At 72.9% G+C, this 16,287-nt stretch carries 13 protein-coding genes; 6 read left to right on the forward strand and 7 right to left on the reverse strand.

Annotated elements, in window-relative coordinates:
- Positions 1–23: 23 nt before the first annotated feature.
- Complete coding sequence (locus OIU81_RS20260; RefSeq protein ID WP_329149879.1) at positions 24–668, reverse strand: GOLPH3/VPS74 family protein; 645 nt, start codon at positions 666–668, stop codon at positions 24–26.
- Complete coding sequence (gene fahA / locus OIU81_RS20265) at positions 665–1,867, reverse strand: fumarylacetoacetase (RefSeq protein ID WP_329149881.1); 1,203 nt, start codon at positions 1,865–1,867, stop codon at positions 665–667. The genes OIU81_RS20260 and fahA overlap by 4 nt, the downstream gene beginning before the upstream one ends.
- 273 nt (positions 1,868–2,140) lie before the next feature.
- Here fahA and OIU81_RS20270 point away from each other — a divergent pair, with 273 nt between their 5' ends.
- The 6 genes from OIU81_RS20270 to OIU81_RS20295 all read left to right on the forward strand — a co-directional run bounded on the left by OIU81_RS20270 (position 2,141) and on the right by OIU81_RS20295 (position 9,514).
- A complete protein-coding gene (locus tag OIU81_RS20270) occupies positions 2,141–3,421 on the forward strand; it encodes a carboxylate--amine ligase (RefSeq protein WP_329149882.1) in 1,281 nt (426 codons plus the stop codon).
- Complete coding sequence (locus OIU81_RS20275; protein ID WP_329149884.1) at positions 3,418–4,620, forward strand: FAD-dependent oxidoreductase; 1,203 nt, start codon at positions 3,418–3,420, stop codon at positions 4,618–4,620. Before OIU81_RS20270 ends, OIU81_RS20275 begins: the two co-directional genes overlap by 4 nt.
- Before the next feature lie 355 nt (positions 4,621–4,975).
- On the forward strand, positions 4,976–5,989 hold the full coding sequence (locus OIU81_RS20280; RefSeq protein ID WP_329149887.1) for a polyprenyl synthetase family protein: 1,014 nt from the start codon (positions 4,976–4,978) through the stop codon (positions 5,987–5,989).
- 249 nt (positions 5,990–6,238) lie between these two features.
- Positions 6,239–7,501: a LolA family protein gene (locus OIU81_RS20285; protein ID WP_329149889.1), complete on the forward strand. Its 1,263-nt coding sequence runs from the start codon at positions 6,239–6,241 to the stop codon at positions 7,499–7,501.
- A gap of 95 nt (positions 7,502–7,596) precedes the next feature.
- Positions 7,597–8,655, forward strand: a complete 1,059-nt coding sequence (locus tag OIU81_RS20290) for an ABC transporter ATP-binding protein (protein ID WP_329149891.1) — start codon at positions 7,597–7,599, stop codon at positions 8,653–8,655.
- Positions 8,642–9,514, forward strand: a complete 873-nt coding sequence (locus OIU81_RS20295; protein WP_329149892.1) for an ABC transporter permease — start codon at positions 8,642–8,644, stop codon at positions 9,512–9,514. The genes OIU81_RS20290 and OIU81_RS20295 overlap by 14 nt, the downstream gene beginning before the upstream one ends.
- Here OIU81_RS20295 and rarD read toward each other — a convergent pair.
- The 5 genes from rarD to OIU81_RS20320 form a co-directional block, all read right to left on the reverse strand.
- On the reverse strand, positions 9,504–10,541 hold the full coding sequence (gene rarD / locus OIU81_RS20300) for an EamA family transporter RarD (RefSeq protein ID WP_329149894.1): 1,038 nt from the start codon (positions 10,539–10,541) through the stop codon (positions 9,504–9,506). The two genes, OIU81_RS20295 and rarD, sit on opposite strands and share 11 nt — an antisense overlap.
- Before the next feature lie 228 nt (positions 10,542–10,769).
- A complete protein-coding gene (locus OIU81_RS20305; protein WP_329149896.1) occupies positions 10,770–11,864 on the reverse strand; it encodes a 2-oxoacid:ferredoxin oxidoreductase subunit beta in 1,095 nt (364 codons plus the stop codon).
- The gene (locus OIU81_RS20310) at positions 11,857–13,809 is read right to left on the reverse strand and encodes a 2-oxoacid:acceptor oxidoreductase subunit alpha (protein WP_329149898.1); all 1,953 of its coding nucleotides are present in this window, start codon (positions 13,807–13,809) and stop codon (positions 11,857–11,859) included. The genes OIU81_RS20305 and OIU81_RS20310 overlap by 8 nt, the downstream gene beginning before the upstream one ends.
- 295 nt (positions 13,810–14,104) lie before the next feature.
- Positions 14,105–14,764 (reverse strand): response regulator transcription factor, encoded by a 660-nt coding sequence (locus tag OIU81_RS20315; protein WP_329155248.1) that lies wholly within the window; start codon positions 14,762–14,764, stop codon positions 14,105–14,107.
- A 151-nt stretch (positions 14,765–14,915) separates the two neighbouring features.
- Positions 14,916–16,229 carry a sensor histidine kinase gene (locus OIU81_RS20320; RefSeq protein ID WP_329155250.1) on the reverse strand — a complete coding sequence of 438 codons (1,314 nt, stop codon included), beginning with the start codon at positions 16,227–16,229 and terminating at the stop codon, positions 14,916–14,918.
- Positions 16,230–16,287: the final 58 nt, after the last annotated feature.

Genomic DNA, 16,287 nt, shown 5'->3' on the forward strand with positions numbered 1-16,287 from the left:
GAATAAGGTGCCCCCGAGGCGGGTCAGCCCCCGTCTCCTGCCGACTTGTCCGCCCGTACCGCGCGCTCGACCGCCCGCGCAGTCCAGATCTCCTGTGTGAACCCCTTCATCGCACGGCGTGCGGTGCGATGGTCGCGGCCGGCCAGGACGGTACGGTCCAGGCCGGCCGCCGAGACCAGCGCGCCGAGCACCCGGCTGCGGCGGTCCGGGAATCCCGCGGTTGCCGCGGCTATGAAGCGTTCCCGGGCCGGGCCGAGAAGATCCACCGCCCCGGCCGGGAAACGCTCGTACGGGAAGAGGCCCAGCGCCCGCCGGGGCTCCCTGCGCAGTGCGCCGCGCTCCACCAGCCGCCGCAGGCACAGTTCCTGGACCGGCCGGCCGGCGCGCTGCACCCAGCGCTGTGCGGCGACGCCCCGGCGCTGCTTGGCCGGCGCCGGCAGGGCCGCCAGCGCGCCGTCCAGCACCGGATCGCCCGGCGGCAGCGGATTGACCACCGCGATCCGGCCGCCGCGCTCCATGGCGATCCGCCCCGCCTCCTCCAGCTCGGCCAGCGCCGCGCCGGCCAGCCCCCACCGCAGATACCGGGCGTTGTTCAGGGGCCGGCCGCGGGCCGGGTCATGGGCGAGCAGCAGCAGCTCCTCGGCGAGGGTGAGCGGCGCCGCGGTCATCCCGCGGGCAGGATGCGGCCGGTGACCTCGCCCAGTCCGATCCGGGCGCCGTCGGGACCGGGCGCCCAGGCGGTGAGGGTGACCTCGTCGCCGTCCTGGAGGTAGGGGCCCTTGCCGCGAGTGAGTTCGAGCAGGCAGCCGAGCTGGTCGGGGTCGGGCCCGGAGACCGTGCCGGAGGCGAACAGATCACCGGTGCGCAGCGAGGCGCCGTTGACCGTCATGTGGGCGAGCTGCTGGGCGGCCGTCCAGTACATGGCGGAGAAGGGCGGCCGGGAGACGGTCTCGCCGTTGATCCGCACCTCGATCCGCAGGTCGAGGCCGCCCGGCTCCGCCGCCGCGTCGTCGAGGTAGGGCAGCAGCGGGAAGTCCCGGGCGGGCGGCGGCGTACGGGCCTCGTCGAGGGCGTCGAGCGGGGTGATCCAGGCGGAGACGGAGGTGGCGAAGGACTTGCCGAGGAACGGGCCGAGCGGCATGTACTCCCAGGCCTGGATGTCGCGGGCGGACCAGTCGTTGACCAGGCAGACGCCGAAGACGTGCTCGCGGAAGGAGCCGAGGCCGACCGGCTCGTGGAGCGTGGAGGGCGTGCCGACGACGAAGCCGACCTCGGCCTCGATGTCGAGGCGGAGGGACGGGCCGAAGGACGGCAGCTCCTCCTCGGGGGCCTTGCGCTGGCCCTGCGGCCGTACGACCGGGGTGCCGGTGGCGACGACGGTGCCCGCCCGGCCGTGGTAGCCGATCGGCAGATGCTTCCAGTTGGGGGGCAGTGCCGCGCTGTCGGGGCGGAAGATCCGGCCGACGTTGGTGGCGTGGTGCTCGCTGGAGTAGAAGTCGACGTAGTCGGCGACCTCGAAGGGCAGGTGCAGGGTGACCTCGTCCAACGGGTGGAACAGCGGCGCCACTTCGCCACGGTGCGCGGGGTCGGTCACGGCGCTGCGCACGGCCGCGCGGATCTGCTGCCAGACGGGTCGGCCGGCCGCGAGCAGCGGGTTGAGGGTCGGTGCCGCGAGCAGTTCGGCGTGCGGACGGATGGCGGCGGGCAGGGCGCTGGGCAGCGCGCTCAGATCGAGGACCCGGTCGCCGTAGCGGACGCCGATGCGGCGCCGGCTGGGTGCGTCGGCCGTGCTGAAGACGCCGTAGGGGAGGTTGTGCGGGCCGAAGGGATCGCCTTCGGCCAGGTCGAACGGGCTCTGCTCGGGCATGGACAGCTCCTCGCGTTCGTCGTCGCCGGTGGGCGGCCGGGCCCGGTGGCCCGCAGGCCGTGGGGCCTGTTGATCAGAGTACGACCGGGCGCCGGCCGTCGGGGAGGTTGGGGCGCGACGGCGCGGATGCGTAGGAAGAGAGGGGGCCATCGCGCCGTTCGCTGCGCCTCGCGCCTCGGCAATGTCCGGAAAAGCCTTGCTGCACTACGCAATTCGGGCCTAGCTTCCTTTCCTGGCGCGGGCCGGGGAGGGACCGTGCCGTTGGGGGGACACGTGGCTCGCAGTGGCGCACGGCTCGCGGTCGACCGGAGCGTTCCGGGGCTGATCGTGAAGATCGGCTCCTACCCCCTGCACCACGGCGGTGTGGGGGCGATCCGCACGCTGGGGCGGCTCGGGGTGCCCATGTACGCCGTGACGGAGGACCGCTGGACGCCCGCGGCCGCCTCCCGCTACCTCCGCGGCCGCTTCGTGTGGCCCACCACCGGACGCGAGGAGCCGGAGCGGCTGGTGGCCGGGCTGCTGCGGATCGGCCGGCGGATCGGCCGGCCGGCGCTGCTGCTCCCCACCGACGAAGAGGCGGCGGTGCTGACGGCCGAACATGCCGAGGCGCTCGCCGGATCGTTTCTCTTTCCCCGCCCGGCCCCCGGCCTGCCGCGGCGGCTGGCCAGCAAGCAGGGGCTGCACGAGCTGTGCACCGCGCACGGGGTGCCCTCGCCGGCCGCCGTCTTCCCCCGCTCGTACGCGGACATCGAGGCGTACGCGGGACGGGCGCGCTTCCCGGTGGTGGCCAAGAACCGCGAGGCGTTCGTCCGCCGCGCGCGGCCCGCCGTCATCGGGACGACCCGCATCGCCGGGCCGGAGCAGCTGCTGGACCTGGCGCGCGACTGGGGCCCGCGGCCCGGGGTGATACTCCAGGAGTATCTGCCGCGGGAGCACGCCGAGGACTGGGTCGTGCACGGCTGCTTCGCCGCGGACGGTGCGCCGCTGGCACTGTTCACCGGCGTCAAGGTGCGCTCCTGGCCCCCGCACGCCGGCATGACGGCCTGCGCCCATGTCGCCGACAACCCCGAACTCGCCCGGATGAGCGCGCGGTTCATCCGCCGCATCGGCTTCACCGGCATCGCCGATCTGGACTGGCGCTTCGACCGCCGCGACGGCCGGTACAAACTGCTGGACTTCAATCCGCGGATGGGCGCGCAGTTCCGGCTCTTCGAGAACACGGCGGGGGTGGACGTGGTCCGCGCCCAGCATCTGGCGCTCACCGGGCGCACCGTCCCCGAGGGCGCCCAGCGCGCCGGGCACCGCTTCGTCGTCGAGAACGTCGATCTGCCCGCGCGATGGGCGTACCGGCGCAGCGGCCGCCGCACCCCGCACACCCCGGCACGGGCCGCCGGCACCGAGCTCGCGTGGTTCGCCGGCGATGACCCGCTGCCGTTCCTGACGATGCTCGCGCGGTCCGTCGGGCCGGGCGCCAGACATCTGATGCAGCTGCGGCGGGCGGGCCGCCGGGCGGGTGCCCAGGCACCGATCGAGCAAGGGGAGGGACCGAATTGAGCACTCCGGTAGCGGTGATCGGGGCCGGGCCGTACGGCCTGTCGACGGCCGCGCACTTACGGGCGCGCGGCCTGCCGGTGCGGGTCTTCGGGCAGCCGATGGTGAGCTGGCGGGCGCAGATGCCCGCGGGCATGCTGCTCAAGTCGACGCCGGCGGCGTCCGGCATCGACGCCCCGCAGCCCGGGCACGGCCTCGCGGACTTCTGCGCGGCGACGGGGGAGGGGCCGTTCGCGTCGGACTGGGACCTCATCCCCGTCGAGGCCTTCGTCCGATACGGGCAGTGGGTGCAGCGGCGGCTGGTCCCCGATCTGGAGCAGGTGCGGGTGGTCTCGGCCGACCGGCGGGCCGACGGCTTCGAGCTGAAGCTGGACAGCGGGGAGCAGGTCGGCGCGCGGGCGGTGGTCGTCGCCACGGGGCTGAGCGGGCTGGCGCACCTGCCGCCGGAGCTGGCCGCCGCGATCCCCGACGGCCCGTCCGCCACCGGTCCGGTCTCGCACAGCTCGCAGCACCACGACCTGGCCGCGCTGGCCGGCCGGTCGGTGGTCGTGATCGGCGCCGGGCAGTCGGCGCTGGAGAGCGCGGTGCTGCTGGCCGAGGCGGGGGCGGAGTCGGTGCGGGTGGTGGCGCGCGGCCCGGCCGCGGTGGGCTTCGGTGCGCCGCCGGACCGGCAGCCCCGCCTGCGGCCGTCCTCGCCGTTCGGCAACGCCTGGTCGCTGCACGCGCTGTCGTACCACGCCGGCGCCTTCCGCCGGCTGCCGGTGCCCGCCCGGCGCTATCTGGTGCGCCGGGTGCTCGGCCCGCTGGGGGCGTGGTGGCTGCGGGACCGCTTCACCGGCCGGGTGCAGGTGACGCAGGGGCGGCGGATCGTGCGGGCCACGGTCCGCGACGGCCGTCCCGTCCTGGCGCTGCGCGGCGCCGACGGGCAGGGCGGGGAGCTGGTCGCCGACCATGTGCTGGCCGCGACCGGCTACCGGATGGACCTGGCGGCGCTGGACTTCCTGGGCCAGGGGCTGCGCACCGAGATCGTGACGCGGGCCGGCGGACCGCTGCTGAATGCCGGCTTGTGCTCGTCCGTACCGGGGCTGTACTTCACGGGGCTGCCGGCGGCCGCCTCGTTCGGGCCGGTGATGCGCTTCGTGTGCGGCACGGAATTCGCCTCGCCGCGGCTGGCACGGGCCCTGGCGCGGGCGTACGGGTGAGCCCCGGGCCCCGGGCCCCGGGCGGACGGCGGCCCGGGGCCTCGGCGGCGACGGGGCGGGCGGCCCCGGGATGGCCGAAAACGGCATGCTCCTCGCCGGTATTCGGCTCTCCCGTCACCGCGGTGACGACCGCGGCCCAGGGGAACGCGCGGGCCTCGCCGCCTCCCGTGCTCCCGCCCCGCGCGCACGTCAACGCGCGAGGCCCCACGCACCTGCCAGGGGGGTGCGGTGCTTCCCGGGCGGTTCGGGGGCGGGCGCTCACGGTGATCGAACTGCGACCGGATACGCTGGCCAACGGTGGAGACAGCGACAGATCGACATTCAGTTTGATCGTCAGCAGACAGGAGTACCCCTCGTGACCGTCGTCGGGCCCTTCGGGCTGAGCGTGCGGGACCAGGCTCTTGAGGCCGATGTCCAGGCCGGGTTGGCGGCTGTCGAGGAGGGCCTGCTGGAGGCCACCAAGAGCGACGTGCCGTTCATCACCGGATCCGCGCAGCATCTCGTGCGCGCGGGTGGCAAGCGGTTCCGGCCGCTGCTGGTGATGCTGGCCGCGCAATTCGGTGACCCCTACAGCCCCGGCGTGGTGCCCTCCGCGGTCGTGGTGGAGCTGACGCACCTGGCGACGCTCTACCACGACGACGTGATGGACGAGGCGGACGTGCGCCGCGGCGTGGCCAGCGCCAACGCCCGCTGGGGCAACTCCGTCGCCGTGCTGACCGGCGACTTCCTGTTCGCCCGCGCCTCGCACATCCTCGCCGACCTCGGACCGGACGCGGTCCGGATCCAGGCCGAGGCGTTCGAGCGCCTGGTGACCGGCCAGATCCTGGAGACCGCCGGACCGCGCGACGGCCGCGACCCCATCGACCACTACCTGGACGTCCTCGCGGGCAAGACCGGCTCGCTGGTCGCGGTCGCGGGGCGCTTCGGCGCGATGATGTCGGGCGCCGACGAGTCGACCGTCAACATCCTCACCCAGTACGGCGAGCGGCTGGGCACCGCCTTCCAGTTGGCCGACGACGTCCTGGACATCGCCAGCGACTCCCATGAATCGGGCAAGACGCCCGGCACGGACCTGCGCGAGGGCATCCCGACGCTGCCCGTACTGCGCCTGCGGGCGCGGGCCGAGAGCAGCTCCGGCACGCCCGAGGACCGTGCGCTGGCCGAGCTGCTGGCCGGTGACCTCACCGACGACGCACGGCACGCGGAGGCGCTGGCCGGGCTGCGCGCCCACCCGGCGCTCGAAGAGGCCCGGCGGGACACCGTCCGCCACGCCGAGGAGGCGCGCGCCTCGCTGGCACCGCTGCCGGCCTGCACGGCCAAGGCGGCCCTCGAGGGCCTCTGCGACGCGGTCGTGCACCGGGCGGGCTGAGCCCCGTCCCCGAGGCCCGTTCCGCCATCCCCTAGGGAGTGATCAGACTCCCGGCGTACGGAGTTCCTGCCTGAGATGACCGTGTGTCATACCTCAGCAGTACGACAAGTTGCTCCCGCGGGCTGACGCGTGGCGCCCGGGGATTTGGTGAGATGGAAACCACCAGAGCGCGGCGGACGGGCCACAATGAGCCCAGGGGTGGACGAGTGGACAGCGCAACAACCGCCGCACACGACGGAGGTAGGGCAGATGCCACGCAACGAACCGACAGAGGGCACCGACGGCTGGGACGGGGAGGGCTCCGCCAGGCGTCGTAAGGCGGCGCGGTACGCCGTGCCGGTCACAGTGGCGGCAGTGGCGGCGGCCACGATCGGACTGGTCCCGGCGTTCGCCGGCTCGGGTTCGCCGGATCTGCCGAAGATCTCGGCACAGGACCTGATAGCCAAGATGGCCAAGTCGGATGTCCAGCAGCTCTCCGGCACGGTCCGGGTCAGCACAGACCTCGGTCTGCCGTCCCTGCCGGGCGGGGCCGGCGGAGCGGGCGCCTTCGGCGGCCAGAAGGGCGGGGACGGCGGATCCGCCGCACCGCAGAGCAAGCTGATGGAGCTGGCGTCCGGGACGCACACCCTCCGTGTGGCCGCCGACGGCCCCGAGAAGCAGCGGGTGTCGATCATCGACAAGGCCGCCGAGTACAGCCTCGTGCACAACGGCAACGAGGTGTGGGGGTACGACAGCGCCAGCAACACCGCCTTCCACCACACCGCGCCCGAGGCCGGCCGGCACGGCAAGCGGCAGGCCCCCGAAGGGCTTCCCCCGGGCCCGAAGAACGCCACGCCGCAGGACCTCGCGAAGCAGGCCCTCCAGGCGGCCGGCGACACGACCTCGGTCACCGTCGACGGCACCGCCAAGGTCGCCGGGCGGGACGCCTACCAGCTGCTCATCAAGCCCAAGCAGTCGGCCTCCACGGTCGGCTCGATCCGGGTCGCGGTCGACGCGGCCAAGGGTGTGCCGCTGAAGTTCACCCTGACCCCCAAGAGCGGTGGCGCGGCCGCCATCGACGTCGGTTACACCAGCGTCGACTTCGCCAAGCCCGCCGCGAGCACGTTCTCCTTCACCCCGCCCAAGGGCGCCAAGGTCGTCGACGGCGGCGCGGCGGACGCGAAGGCGCACCGCCCGCACGGCAAGGACGGCGCGGCCCCCAAGGACATGAAGGCCGCCACCAAGGACATGGGCGGGATGAACGTCCTCGGCAAGGGCTGGACGTCCATCGCCACGGTCAAGGGTGAGGGCTCCGGCCTGCCCTCCGGCAAGGACAAGGGCAAGGACAAGGGAGCTGCCGGCGGCGCCGCGGCGTTCCTGGACAGCATCGGCGACACGGTGCACGGCTCCTTCGGCTCCGGCCGGGTCTTCAGCACCCGCCTGGTCAACGCGCTGGTCACGGACAACGGCACGCTCTACGTCGGCGCCGTCGACAAGCAGGCCCTGATCGACGCGGCCAACGCCGCCAAGTAACAGGCTCCGCAGCCCTCGCGGGCCCGCCGCGCCGTCCCCCGGGGGCGGCGCGGCGGGCCCGCAGGCTCATTCGTACGACGTGGGGGAGCCAGCCGATGCCACCGCCGCCCGCACCACGGCCGAACGGTCCGCGTGCCGAAGGGCCCCGCCCGGGGTGTGCGCCGGACGGGGAGCCGGCGATCGAGACCCGGGGGCTGACCAAGGCCTACCGCGGCGGGCGGCTCGCCGTCGACGGCCTCGATCTGGTCGTGCCGCGCGGCAGCGTCTTCGGCTTCCTCGGCCCCAACGGCTGCGGCAAGACCACCACCATCCGCATGCTGATGGGCCTGATCGGGGCGACGGCCGGCAGCGCACGGGTGCTGGGCGCGCCGATGCCGTCGGCCGGCCGCCGGGTGCTGCCCCGGGTCGGCGCCCTCATCGAGGGGCCGGCGCTCTACGGCTTCCTCAGCGGGCAGGACAATCTCCGGCGGTTCGACGCCGCCGATCCGGCCGCCGATCCCGCTACCCGTACCGAGCGCGTCGGCCGGGCGCTGGAGCGGGTGGGCCTGGCCGCCGCGGCCGGCAAGAAGGCCCGTGCCTACTCCCTCGGCATGAAACAGCGCCTCGGGCTGGCCGCCGCCCTGCTCCAGCCCCGTGACCTGCTGGTGCTCGACGAGCCGACCAACGGCCTGGACCCCCAGGGCATGCGGGAGATCCGCGCCCTGGTCCGCGAGCTGGCGGCGGACGGTACCACCGTCTTCCTCTCCTCCCATCTGCTCGACGAGATCGAGCAGATCTGCACCCACGCCGCGGTGATGACCCGCGGCCGGCTGCTCACCCAGGGCACGGTCGCCGGGCTCACCGCCACGGTCCTCGACGCGCGCGGCACCGGCCGGCTGACGGTGACCACCCCTGATCCGGCGGACGCGGTCCGGGTCCTCAACGCGCACGGCCTGACCGCCCTGCGGGCCACCGGCGACCGGGTGACGGGCGAACTGCCGCCCCTGGACGCGCCCCTGGGCACGGGCGACGGCGGGGCGCCGCCGGAGCTGGCGGACCTCAATGCCGCCCTCGTGTGCGCCGGGGTGCGGGTCCGCGCCTTCGGCACCGAACGCGCCTCCCTGGAGGACATCTTCGTCCAGCTGACCGGGGAGGGCTTCGATGTCGCGGGCTGAGGCGGCGCCGCGCACGCCCCGGCCGCTGTGGACGCTGGGCCTGCTGCGCAACGAGATCGCCGTGACCTTCCGGCGCTGGCGCACCCTGGCGCTGCTGGCCGTGCTCGCGGGCGTACCGGTCCTGGTCGGCGTCGCCGTACGGATCGAGACCGGCGGCGGAGCGGGGGACGGCGGGGGCGGCGACGCCGGTCCGGCGTTCCTCTCCCAGGTCACCCACAACGGCCTCTTCCTGGTCTTCGCCTCGCTGGCGGTGACGCTGCCGTTTTTCCTGCCGATGGCCGTCGGCGTGCTCGCGGGCGACGCGATCGCCGGCGAGGCGCACGGCGGGACGCTGCGCTATCTCCTGGTCGCGCCCGCCGGCCGCACCCGTCTGCTGCTGGTCAAGTACGCCACGACCCTGACGTTCTGTCTGGTGGCCACCCTGGTCGTGGCGCTCTCCGCGCTGGCGACCGGTGCGCTGCTCTTCCCGCTGGGGGAGGTCACCCTGCTGTCGGGCACGTCCATATCCGTCGGCGAGGGGCTGCTGCGGGCGCTGGCCGTCGCCGGGGCGGTGGCGCTGTCCCTCGTCGGGGTGGCCGCCGTCGGCCTGTTCGTCTCGACGCTCACCAGCAGCGGGATCGCGGCCATGGCGACCACGGTCGGCCTGCTGATCACCGTGCAGATCCTGGACACCGTTCCGCAGTTGCAGGCCGTCCAGCCCTACCTCTTCCCCCACTACTGGCTGTCCTTCGCGGACCTGCTCCGCGACCCCGTTTACTGGGACCAGTTGCAGAAGAATGCCGGTCTGCAGGCGCTGTACGCCCTGGTGTTCGGCTCGGCGGCCTGGGCGCGGTTCGCCGGCCGGGACATCACCGCGTGAGGCCGTCGGGGGGCCGTGGCGCCGCCGTGTGTGCCGCGGCCGTCTCTGCCGCCGACGCCGCCCGGGCGGCCTCCGCCGCCTGGATCGCCCCGGCCGCGGCCGCCTCGCCCGAGCGGGCCGCGGCGTCGGCCAGCGCCGCCCGCCCCCGCCGTGCGGTCCGCAGCGCGTCCCAGGTCAGCAGGGTCAGGGCCGCCCACACCAGCGCGAAGCCGGCCCAGCGCTCCGGCGGCATCGCCTCGTGGAAGACGGTGAGCCCCAGCAGGAACTGAAAGGTCGGCGCCAGATACTGCAACATCCCGATCATGGTCAGCGGCAGCCGCATGGCCGAGGCGCCGAAGCAGATCAGCGGCACGGCGGTGGCGATGCCGCAGCCCGCGAGCAGCAGCGCCTGGCCCACCCCGCCGGTGAGGAAGCCGGCCCGGCCATGGAGGCCGAGGTAGACCAGGAAGCCCAGGGCGGGCAGCAGCTGCATGGCCGTCTCGGCGCTGAAGCCCTCGATGCCGTCGAGCTTGACGCCCTTCTTGACCAGCCCGTACGTGGCGAACGAGAAGGCCAGCCCGAGCGCGATCCAGGGCATCTTGCCGTAGGCGACGGTCATCACGACCACGGACACGACGCCGACCCCCACCGCCGTCCACTGGAGCGGCCGGAGCCGCTCGCGCAGAAACAGCACGCCGAAAGCGATGCTGACCAGCGGATTGATGAAGTAGCCCAGCGACGCCTCCAGGACATGCCCGGAGTTGACCGACCAGATGTAGAGGAACCAGTTCGCCGAGATGACCACGGCGCTGAGCAGGATCAGCGCGAGCTTCCGGGGCTGCCGCAGCAGCGGCCCTATCCAGGACCAGCGGCGGAGCACCGCCAGGATGACGAGCGCGACGGGCAGCGACCACGCCATGCGGTGGGCCAGGATCTCGGACGGCGCGGCGGCGTCCAGGAGATGCCAGTAGAGGGGCAGCAGGCCCCACATGGTGTAGGCGGCGACGCCGTAGGCGAGTCCGGCACGCTGGTCGCTTCGAGTCGGCAAGGGACCCTCCTGGTGGCGCATCGTCGATGCTGCGAAGGTAGCGCCACGCGCCCCGTCTGTCATGTGTGTTCCGATATACGGTCATGACAGGCCGCGGAGTGCGGTGGCCGAACGGCGAGCGGGGTGCCCGCAGGGGACGTCCGAGGACGTTCCGCCACGGGCACCCCGCGGGTGCCTTCGCGGGTTCCGGTGGGCGGTTCGGCCCCGGAACCCTTGGTGAACCGGCCGTCAGCCGACGACCGTCCAGGTGTCGTTGCCGGTCAGCAGGTCGCCCAGGTCGCCCTTGCCCTTCTGCTCGATGGCGGCGTCCAGCTGGTCGGACATCAGGGTGTCGTAGACCGGGCGGTCGACGCTGCGCAGCACACCGATGGGGGTGTGGTGGAGGGTGTCGGCGTCGGCGAGCCGGGAGAGGGCGAAGGCTGTGGTGGGCGAGGGGTTGTGGGAGTCGTGCACCAGCACCCCGCCCAGGCCCTCCTCCCGGACGTCGATGACCTTGAGGTCGCCGGTGGCGGGGTCGCGGACCACGCCCTTGGAGCCGAAGCCGTCGGGGGCCAGCGCGCCGAAGCGGATGGGCTGGCCGTGTTCCAGGCGGATGACGGCTTCCTGGGCCTGCTCCTTGTCCTTGAGGACCTCGAAGGCCCCGTCGTTGAAGATGTTGCAGTTCTGGTAGATCTCCACCAGTGCCGTGCCGGGGTGGGCGGCGGCCTCGCGCAGCACCGAGGTGAGGTGCTTGCGGTCGGAGTCGACCGTGCGGGCCACGAAGGAGGCTTCGGCGCCCAGGGCCAGTGAGACGGGGTTGAACGGCGCGTCCAGCGAGCCCATCGGCGTCGACTTGGTGATCTTGCCGACCTCGGAGGTGGGGCTGTACTGGCCCTTGGTCAGGCCGTAGATCCGGTTGTTGAACAGCAGGATCTTGAGGTTGACGTTGCGTCGCAGGGCGTGGATGAGGTGGTTGCCGCCGATGGACAGCGCGTCGCCGTCGCCCGTGACGACCCAGACGGACAGGTCGCGCCGGGAGGAGGCCAGGCCGGTGGCGATGGCCGGGGCGCGGCCGTGGATGGAGTGCATCCCGTAGGTGTTCATGTAGTACGGGAAGCGGGAGGAGCAGCCGATGCCGGAGACGAAGACGATGTTCTCCTTCGCCAGGCCGAGCTCGGGCATGAAGCCCTGCACGGCGGCGAGGACGGCGTAGTCACCGCAGCCGGGGCACCAGCGCACTTCCTGATCGGACTTGAAGTCCTTCATGGATTGCTTGGCCTCGGCCTTGGGCACCAGGGACAGCGCCTCGATCTGCGAGGGCCGCTCCGAGATCGCCTCAGTCATTGATGGCCTCCTTAAAGACCTCCGCAAGCTGCTCGGCCTTGAACGGCATTCCGCTGACCTGGGTGTGCGAGCGCGCGTCCACGAGGTACTTGGCGCGCAACAGGGTGGCGAGCTGTCCGAGGTTCATCTCCGGCACGATCACCTTGTCGTAACGCGCCAGGACCTCGCCCAGATTCCGCGGGAAGGGGTTGAGGTGGCGCAGATGGGCCTGCGCGATGCGCTCTCCGGCGCCCCGGACGCGGCGGACCGCCGCGGTGATCGGGCCGTAGGTCGAACCCCAGCCCAGGACCAGGGTCCGCGCGCCCCGGCCGCTGTCGTCGGCGGGGTCGTCGACCGCCAGGTCCGGGACCTCGACGCCGTCGACCTTCGCCTGACGGGTGCGCACCATGAAGTCGTGGTTGGCGGGGTCGTAGGAGATGTTGCCGGTGCCGTCCTGCTTCTCGATGCCGCCGATGCGGTGTTCCAGGCCCGGCGTGCCCGGCACGGCCCAGGGGCGGGCCAGCGTCTGCTCGTCGCGCTTGAACGGCCAGAAGACCTCGGTGCCGTCCGCCAGCTGATGGTTGGGGCCGGACGCGAACTGCACGCGCAGATCGGGAAGTTCGTCGACATCGGGGATCCGCCACGGCTCGGAACCGTTGGCCAGATAGCCGTCGGAGAGCAGGAAGACGGGGGTGCGGTAGGTCAGCGCGATGCGGGCCGCGTCCAGCGCCGCGTCGAAGCAGTCGGCGGGAGTCCTGGGCGCCACGATCGGCACCGGCGCCTCGCCGTTGCGGCCGTACATCGCCTGGAGCAGATCGGCCTGCTCGGTCTTGGTGGGCAGGCCCGTCGAGGGCCCGCCGCGCTGGATGTCCACGATCAGCAGCGGCAGCTCCAGACTGACCGCCAGACCGATGGTCTCCGACTTCAGCGCCACACCGGGGCCGGAGGTGGTCGTCACCGCCAGCGCACCGCCGAACGCCGCGCCCAGCGCCGCGCCGATCCCGGCGATCTCGTCCTCCGCCTGGAACGTGCGCACACCGAAGTTCTTGTGCTTGGACAGCTCGTGCAGGATGTCCGAGGCCGGGGTGATGGGGTACGAGCCCAGATACAGCGGCAGGTCCGCCTGCCGGCCCGCCGCGATCAGCCCGTAGGACAGCGCGAGATTGCCGGAGATATTGCGGTAGGTGCCGGTGGGAAAGGCCTTCGTCGCCGGTGCGACCTCGTAGGAGACGGCGAAGTCCTCCGTCGTCTCACCGAAATTCCAGCCGGCCCGGAACGCGGTGACATTCGCCTCCGCGATATCCGGCTTCTTCGCGAACTTCGCCCGCAGGAACTTCTCGGTCCCCTCGGTCGGCCGGTGATACATCCACGACAGCAGACCCAGCGCGAACATGTTCTTGCTGCGCTCGGCCTCCTTGCGGGAGAGCCCGAACTCCTTGAGCGCCTCGATCGTCAGCGTGGTCAGCGGCACCGGATGGACGTTGTAGGCCTCCAGCGAGCCGTCCTCCAGCGGACTGGTCGCATAGCCGACCTTCGCCATCGGGCGCTTGGTGAATTCATCGGTGTTCACGATGATGTCCGCACCCCGCGGCACATCCCCGATATTCGCCTTCAGCGCCGCCGGATTCATCGCGACCAGGACATTCGGCGCGTCACCGGGCGTGAGGATGTCATGGTCGGCGAAGTGCAGCTGAAAGCTGGAGACGCCCGGCAGGGTCCCGGCAGGGGCCCGGATCTCGGCGGGGAAATTCGGCAGCGTCGACAGGTCGTTGCCGAACGACGCCGTCTCGGAGGTGAACCGGTCGCCGGTGAGCTGCATACCGTCACCGGAGTCACCCGCGAACCGGATGATCACCCGGTCCAGGCGCCGGACTTCCTTGCCTTCCCCGCCGGCGCCGGATGCGCGCTGTTCCCCGACAAGCGCTGCATCGGTCTGCTCTGCTGGGCTACTGACCTGGCTGGTCACTGCTTCGGACCTCCCTCGAGGGGTGCGGCGTCCCCGCCGGAGGCAGGGCTCGGGACGTGTCGTACCGACCGGTTGTCCCCTCACCATCGTACGGGGGTAAGGGTGGCCTTCCTTAGGGCGATCGCATGCTGGACGTCGGCGTGAGACACCGATCTGGTGTGTTTTGTCATGAAATCACCGCCCCCGCGACCCCCTCGCCCATGACGCTCCGGACTCCGCCATTGGTTCTACTACCAAAGTCCTGGATCCCGGCGGAAAACGCCTCGGGCCACCTCTCTGACAGGGTGTCAGACGGTCAGGAGTTGAGGTAGGTGAGCACCGCGAGCACCCGACGGTGATCCCCGTCACTCTGCGACAGGCCCAGCTTCAGGAAGATGTTGCTGACGTGCTTCTCGACCGCGCCCGCGCTGACCACCAGCTGCCGGGCGACCGCGGAGTTCGTCCGCCCCTCGGCCATCAGGCCCAGGACCTCCCGCTCCCGGGGCGTCAGATGCGCCAGCACGTCCTGCTTGCGGCTGCGGCCCAGCAGCTGCGCCACCACCTCCGGGTCCAGCGCGGTCCCGCCCCCGGCGACCCGGACCACCGCGTCGACGAACTCCCGCACGTCGGCCACCCGGTCCTTGAGCAGATAGCCGATGCCCCGGCTGGAGCCGGCCAGCAGCTCCGTGGCGTACTGCTCCTCGACGTACTGCGAGAGCACCAGCACCCCCAGGCCGGGGTGGTCCCGGCGCAGCCGGATCGCGGCCCGCACCCCTTCGTCGGTGTGCGTCGGCGGCATCCGGACGTCCGCCACCACCACGTCCGGCAGCGCGCCCCCGTCCGCCAGCTCCCCGATCACCTCGATCAGCGCCTCGGCGTCCGCCACGCCCGCCACGACCTCGTGCCCCCGGTCGGTGAGCAGCCGGGTCAGGCCCTCCCGCAGCAGCACCGAATCCTCGGCGATGACCACCCGCACCTTGTCCTCCACGGCTCAGATTCCCCCATGCCCTCAGCGCATCCCGCTCTGCCGCCTCCAGCATCCCAGCATCCGGACGGGGGCGTGGCGGGGAAGGGGGATCAGCGGCGGCGACGGCGGGGCACCGGCCCGGGAGCCGCCGGCCCGGGGGTCACCCGCGCCACGGCAGCTCGGCGGTGATCCGGGTCGGGCCGCCGTCCGGGGAGTCCACGATCAGCACGCCGTCGACGGACTCCAGGCGCTCGGCGAGGCCCGCCAGACCCGTGCCGGCACCCGTGTGCGCACCGCCCCGGCCGTCGTCCGCGACCAGCACCATCAGCCGGTCCTCGGTGCGCCAGACGTCCAGCGTCGCGCGGTCGGCCCGGGAGTGCTTGGAGACGTTCTGCAGCAGCTCGGAGGCGGTGAAGTAGGCGATGCCCTCGATCGCCGCGGCCGGCCGGCGCATGGGCTCGACGCCCACCGTGACCGGCACCGTGCAGCGCGCGGCGAGCGCCGACAGCGCCGGCCCGAGCCCGCGGTCGGTGAGGATCGCCGGGTGGATGCCGCGGGCCAGGTCCCGCAGCTCCTGGAGCGCGATCTTCACCTCGCCGTGCGCCTCGTCCACCATCTTCGCGGCGGCCTGCGGGTCCTCGGCCAGCTTCTCCCTGGCCAGGCCCAGGTCCATGGCGAGCGAGACCAGCCGGGCCTGGGCGCCGTCGTGCAGATCACGCTCGATGCGGCGCAGGTCGGCCGCCGCGGTGTCCACCACCACCCCGCGGTCCGACTCCAGCTCCACGACCCGGGTGGCGAGGGAGGAGGGCCCCAGCAGGCCCTGCACCATGACCCGGTCCACCTGGGTCAGCCCGCGGATCACCCACGGCCCGGCCAGCACCATCAGCAGCCCGATCCCGCCGGTGACGACGATCTCCGCCGGGCCGTCCAGAGTGAAGCCCGGGCCGCTGCCGTCCCCCCACAGCCGGATGTCCGGCTGGTCGACGTACGCGGGGAAGGCCCACCGCAGCAGCGGGTAGGCCAGCAGCGCCCACCCGACGGACCAGAACGTCAGCGAGCAGGCGAAGGAGAACACCGCCCACGGGAAGTGCACCAGGCCGTAGACGACGTGCCGCCAGGACGCCCCGCTCTTCAGCACCGCCCCGACCCACCCCAGCAGCCCTGGCTTGGCGGCCCGGACGGGACCCGGATCGGCGACGTCCAGCCCCAGCAGGGCACGGGCCCGGGCACGCTCCAGGGCGCCGAGACCGCGGGCGCCGGCGAGACCCCCGGCCAGCACCGGGATGCCCAGGAACGTCACCAGCAGCCCGGCGCCCAGGGAGACCACCGTCACCGTGTAGGTGAACATCACCATGGCCATCGGGAGGTTGAGGAAGAGGTACAGGGTCTCCCGCCAGGTGCGCCCGGAGAACAGGGCGCGCAGCCCCACGGGCACACGGGAGCCGCGGTGCTGCGGTGCGTATGCGGAATCCATCGTCTCGTCGTCCATTTCTGCCGGTTGCGGTGCTGCCCGCGGCCGCGGCCGCTGCCCT

Source organism: Streptomyces sp. NBC_01454 (assembly GCF_036227565.1).
Lineage (GTDB): Bacteria > Actinomycetota > Actinomycetes > Streptomycetales > Streptomycetaceae > Streptomyces.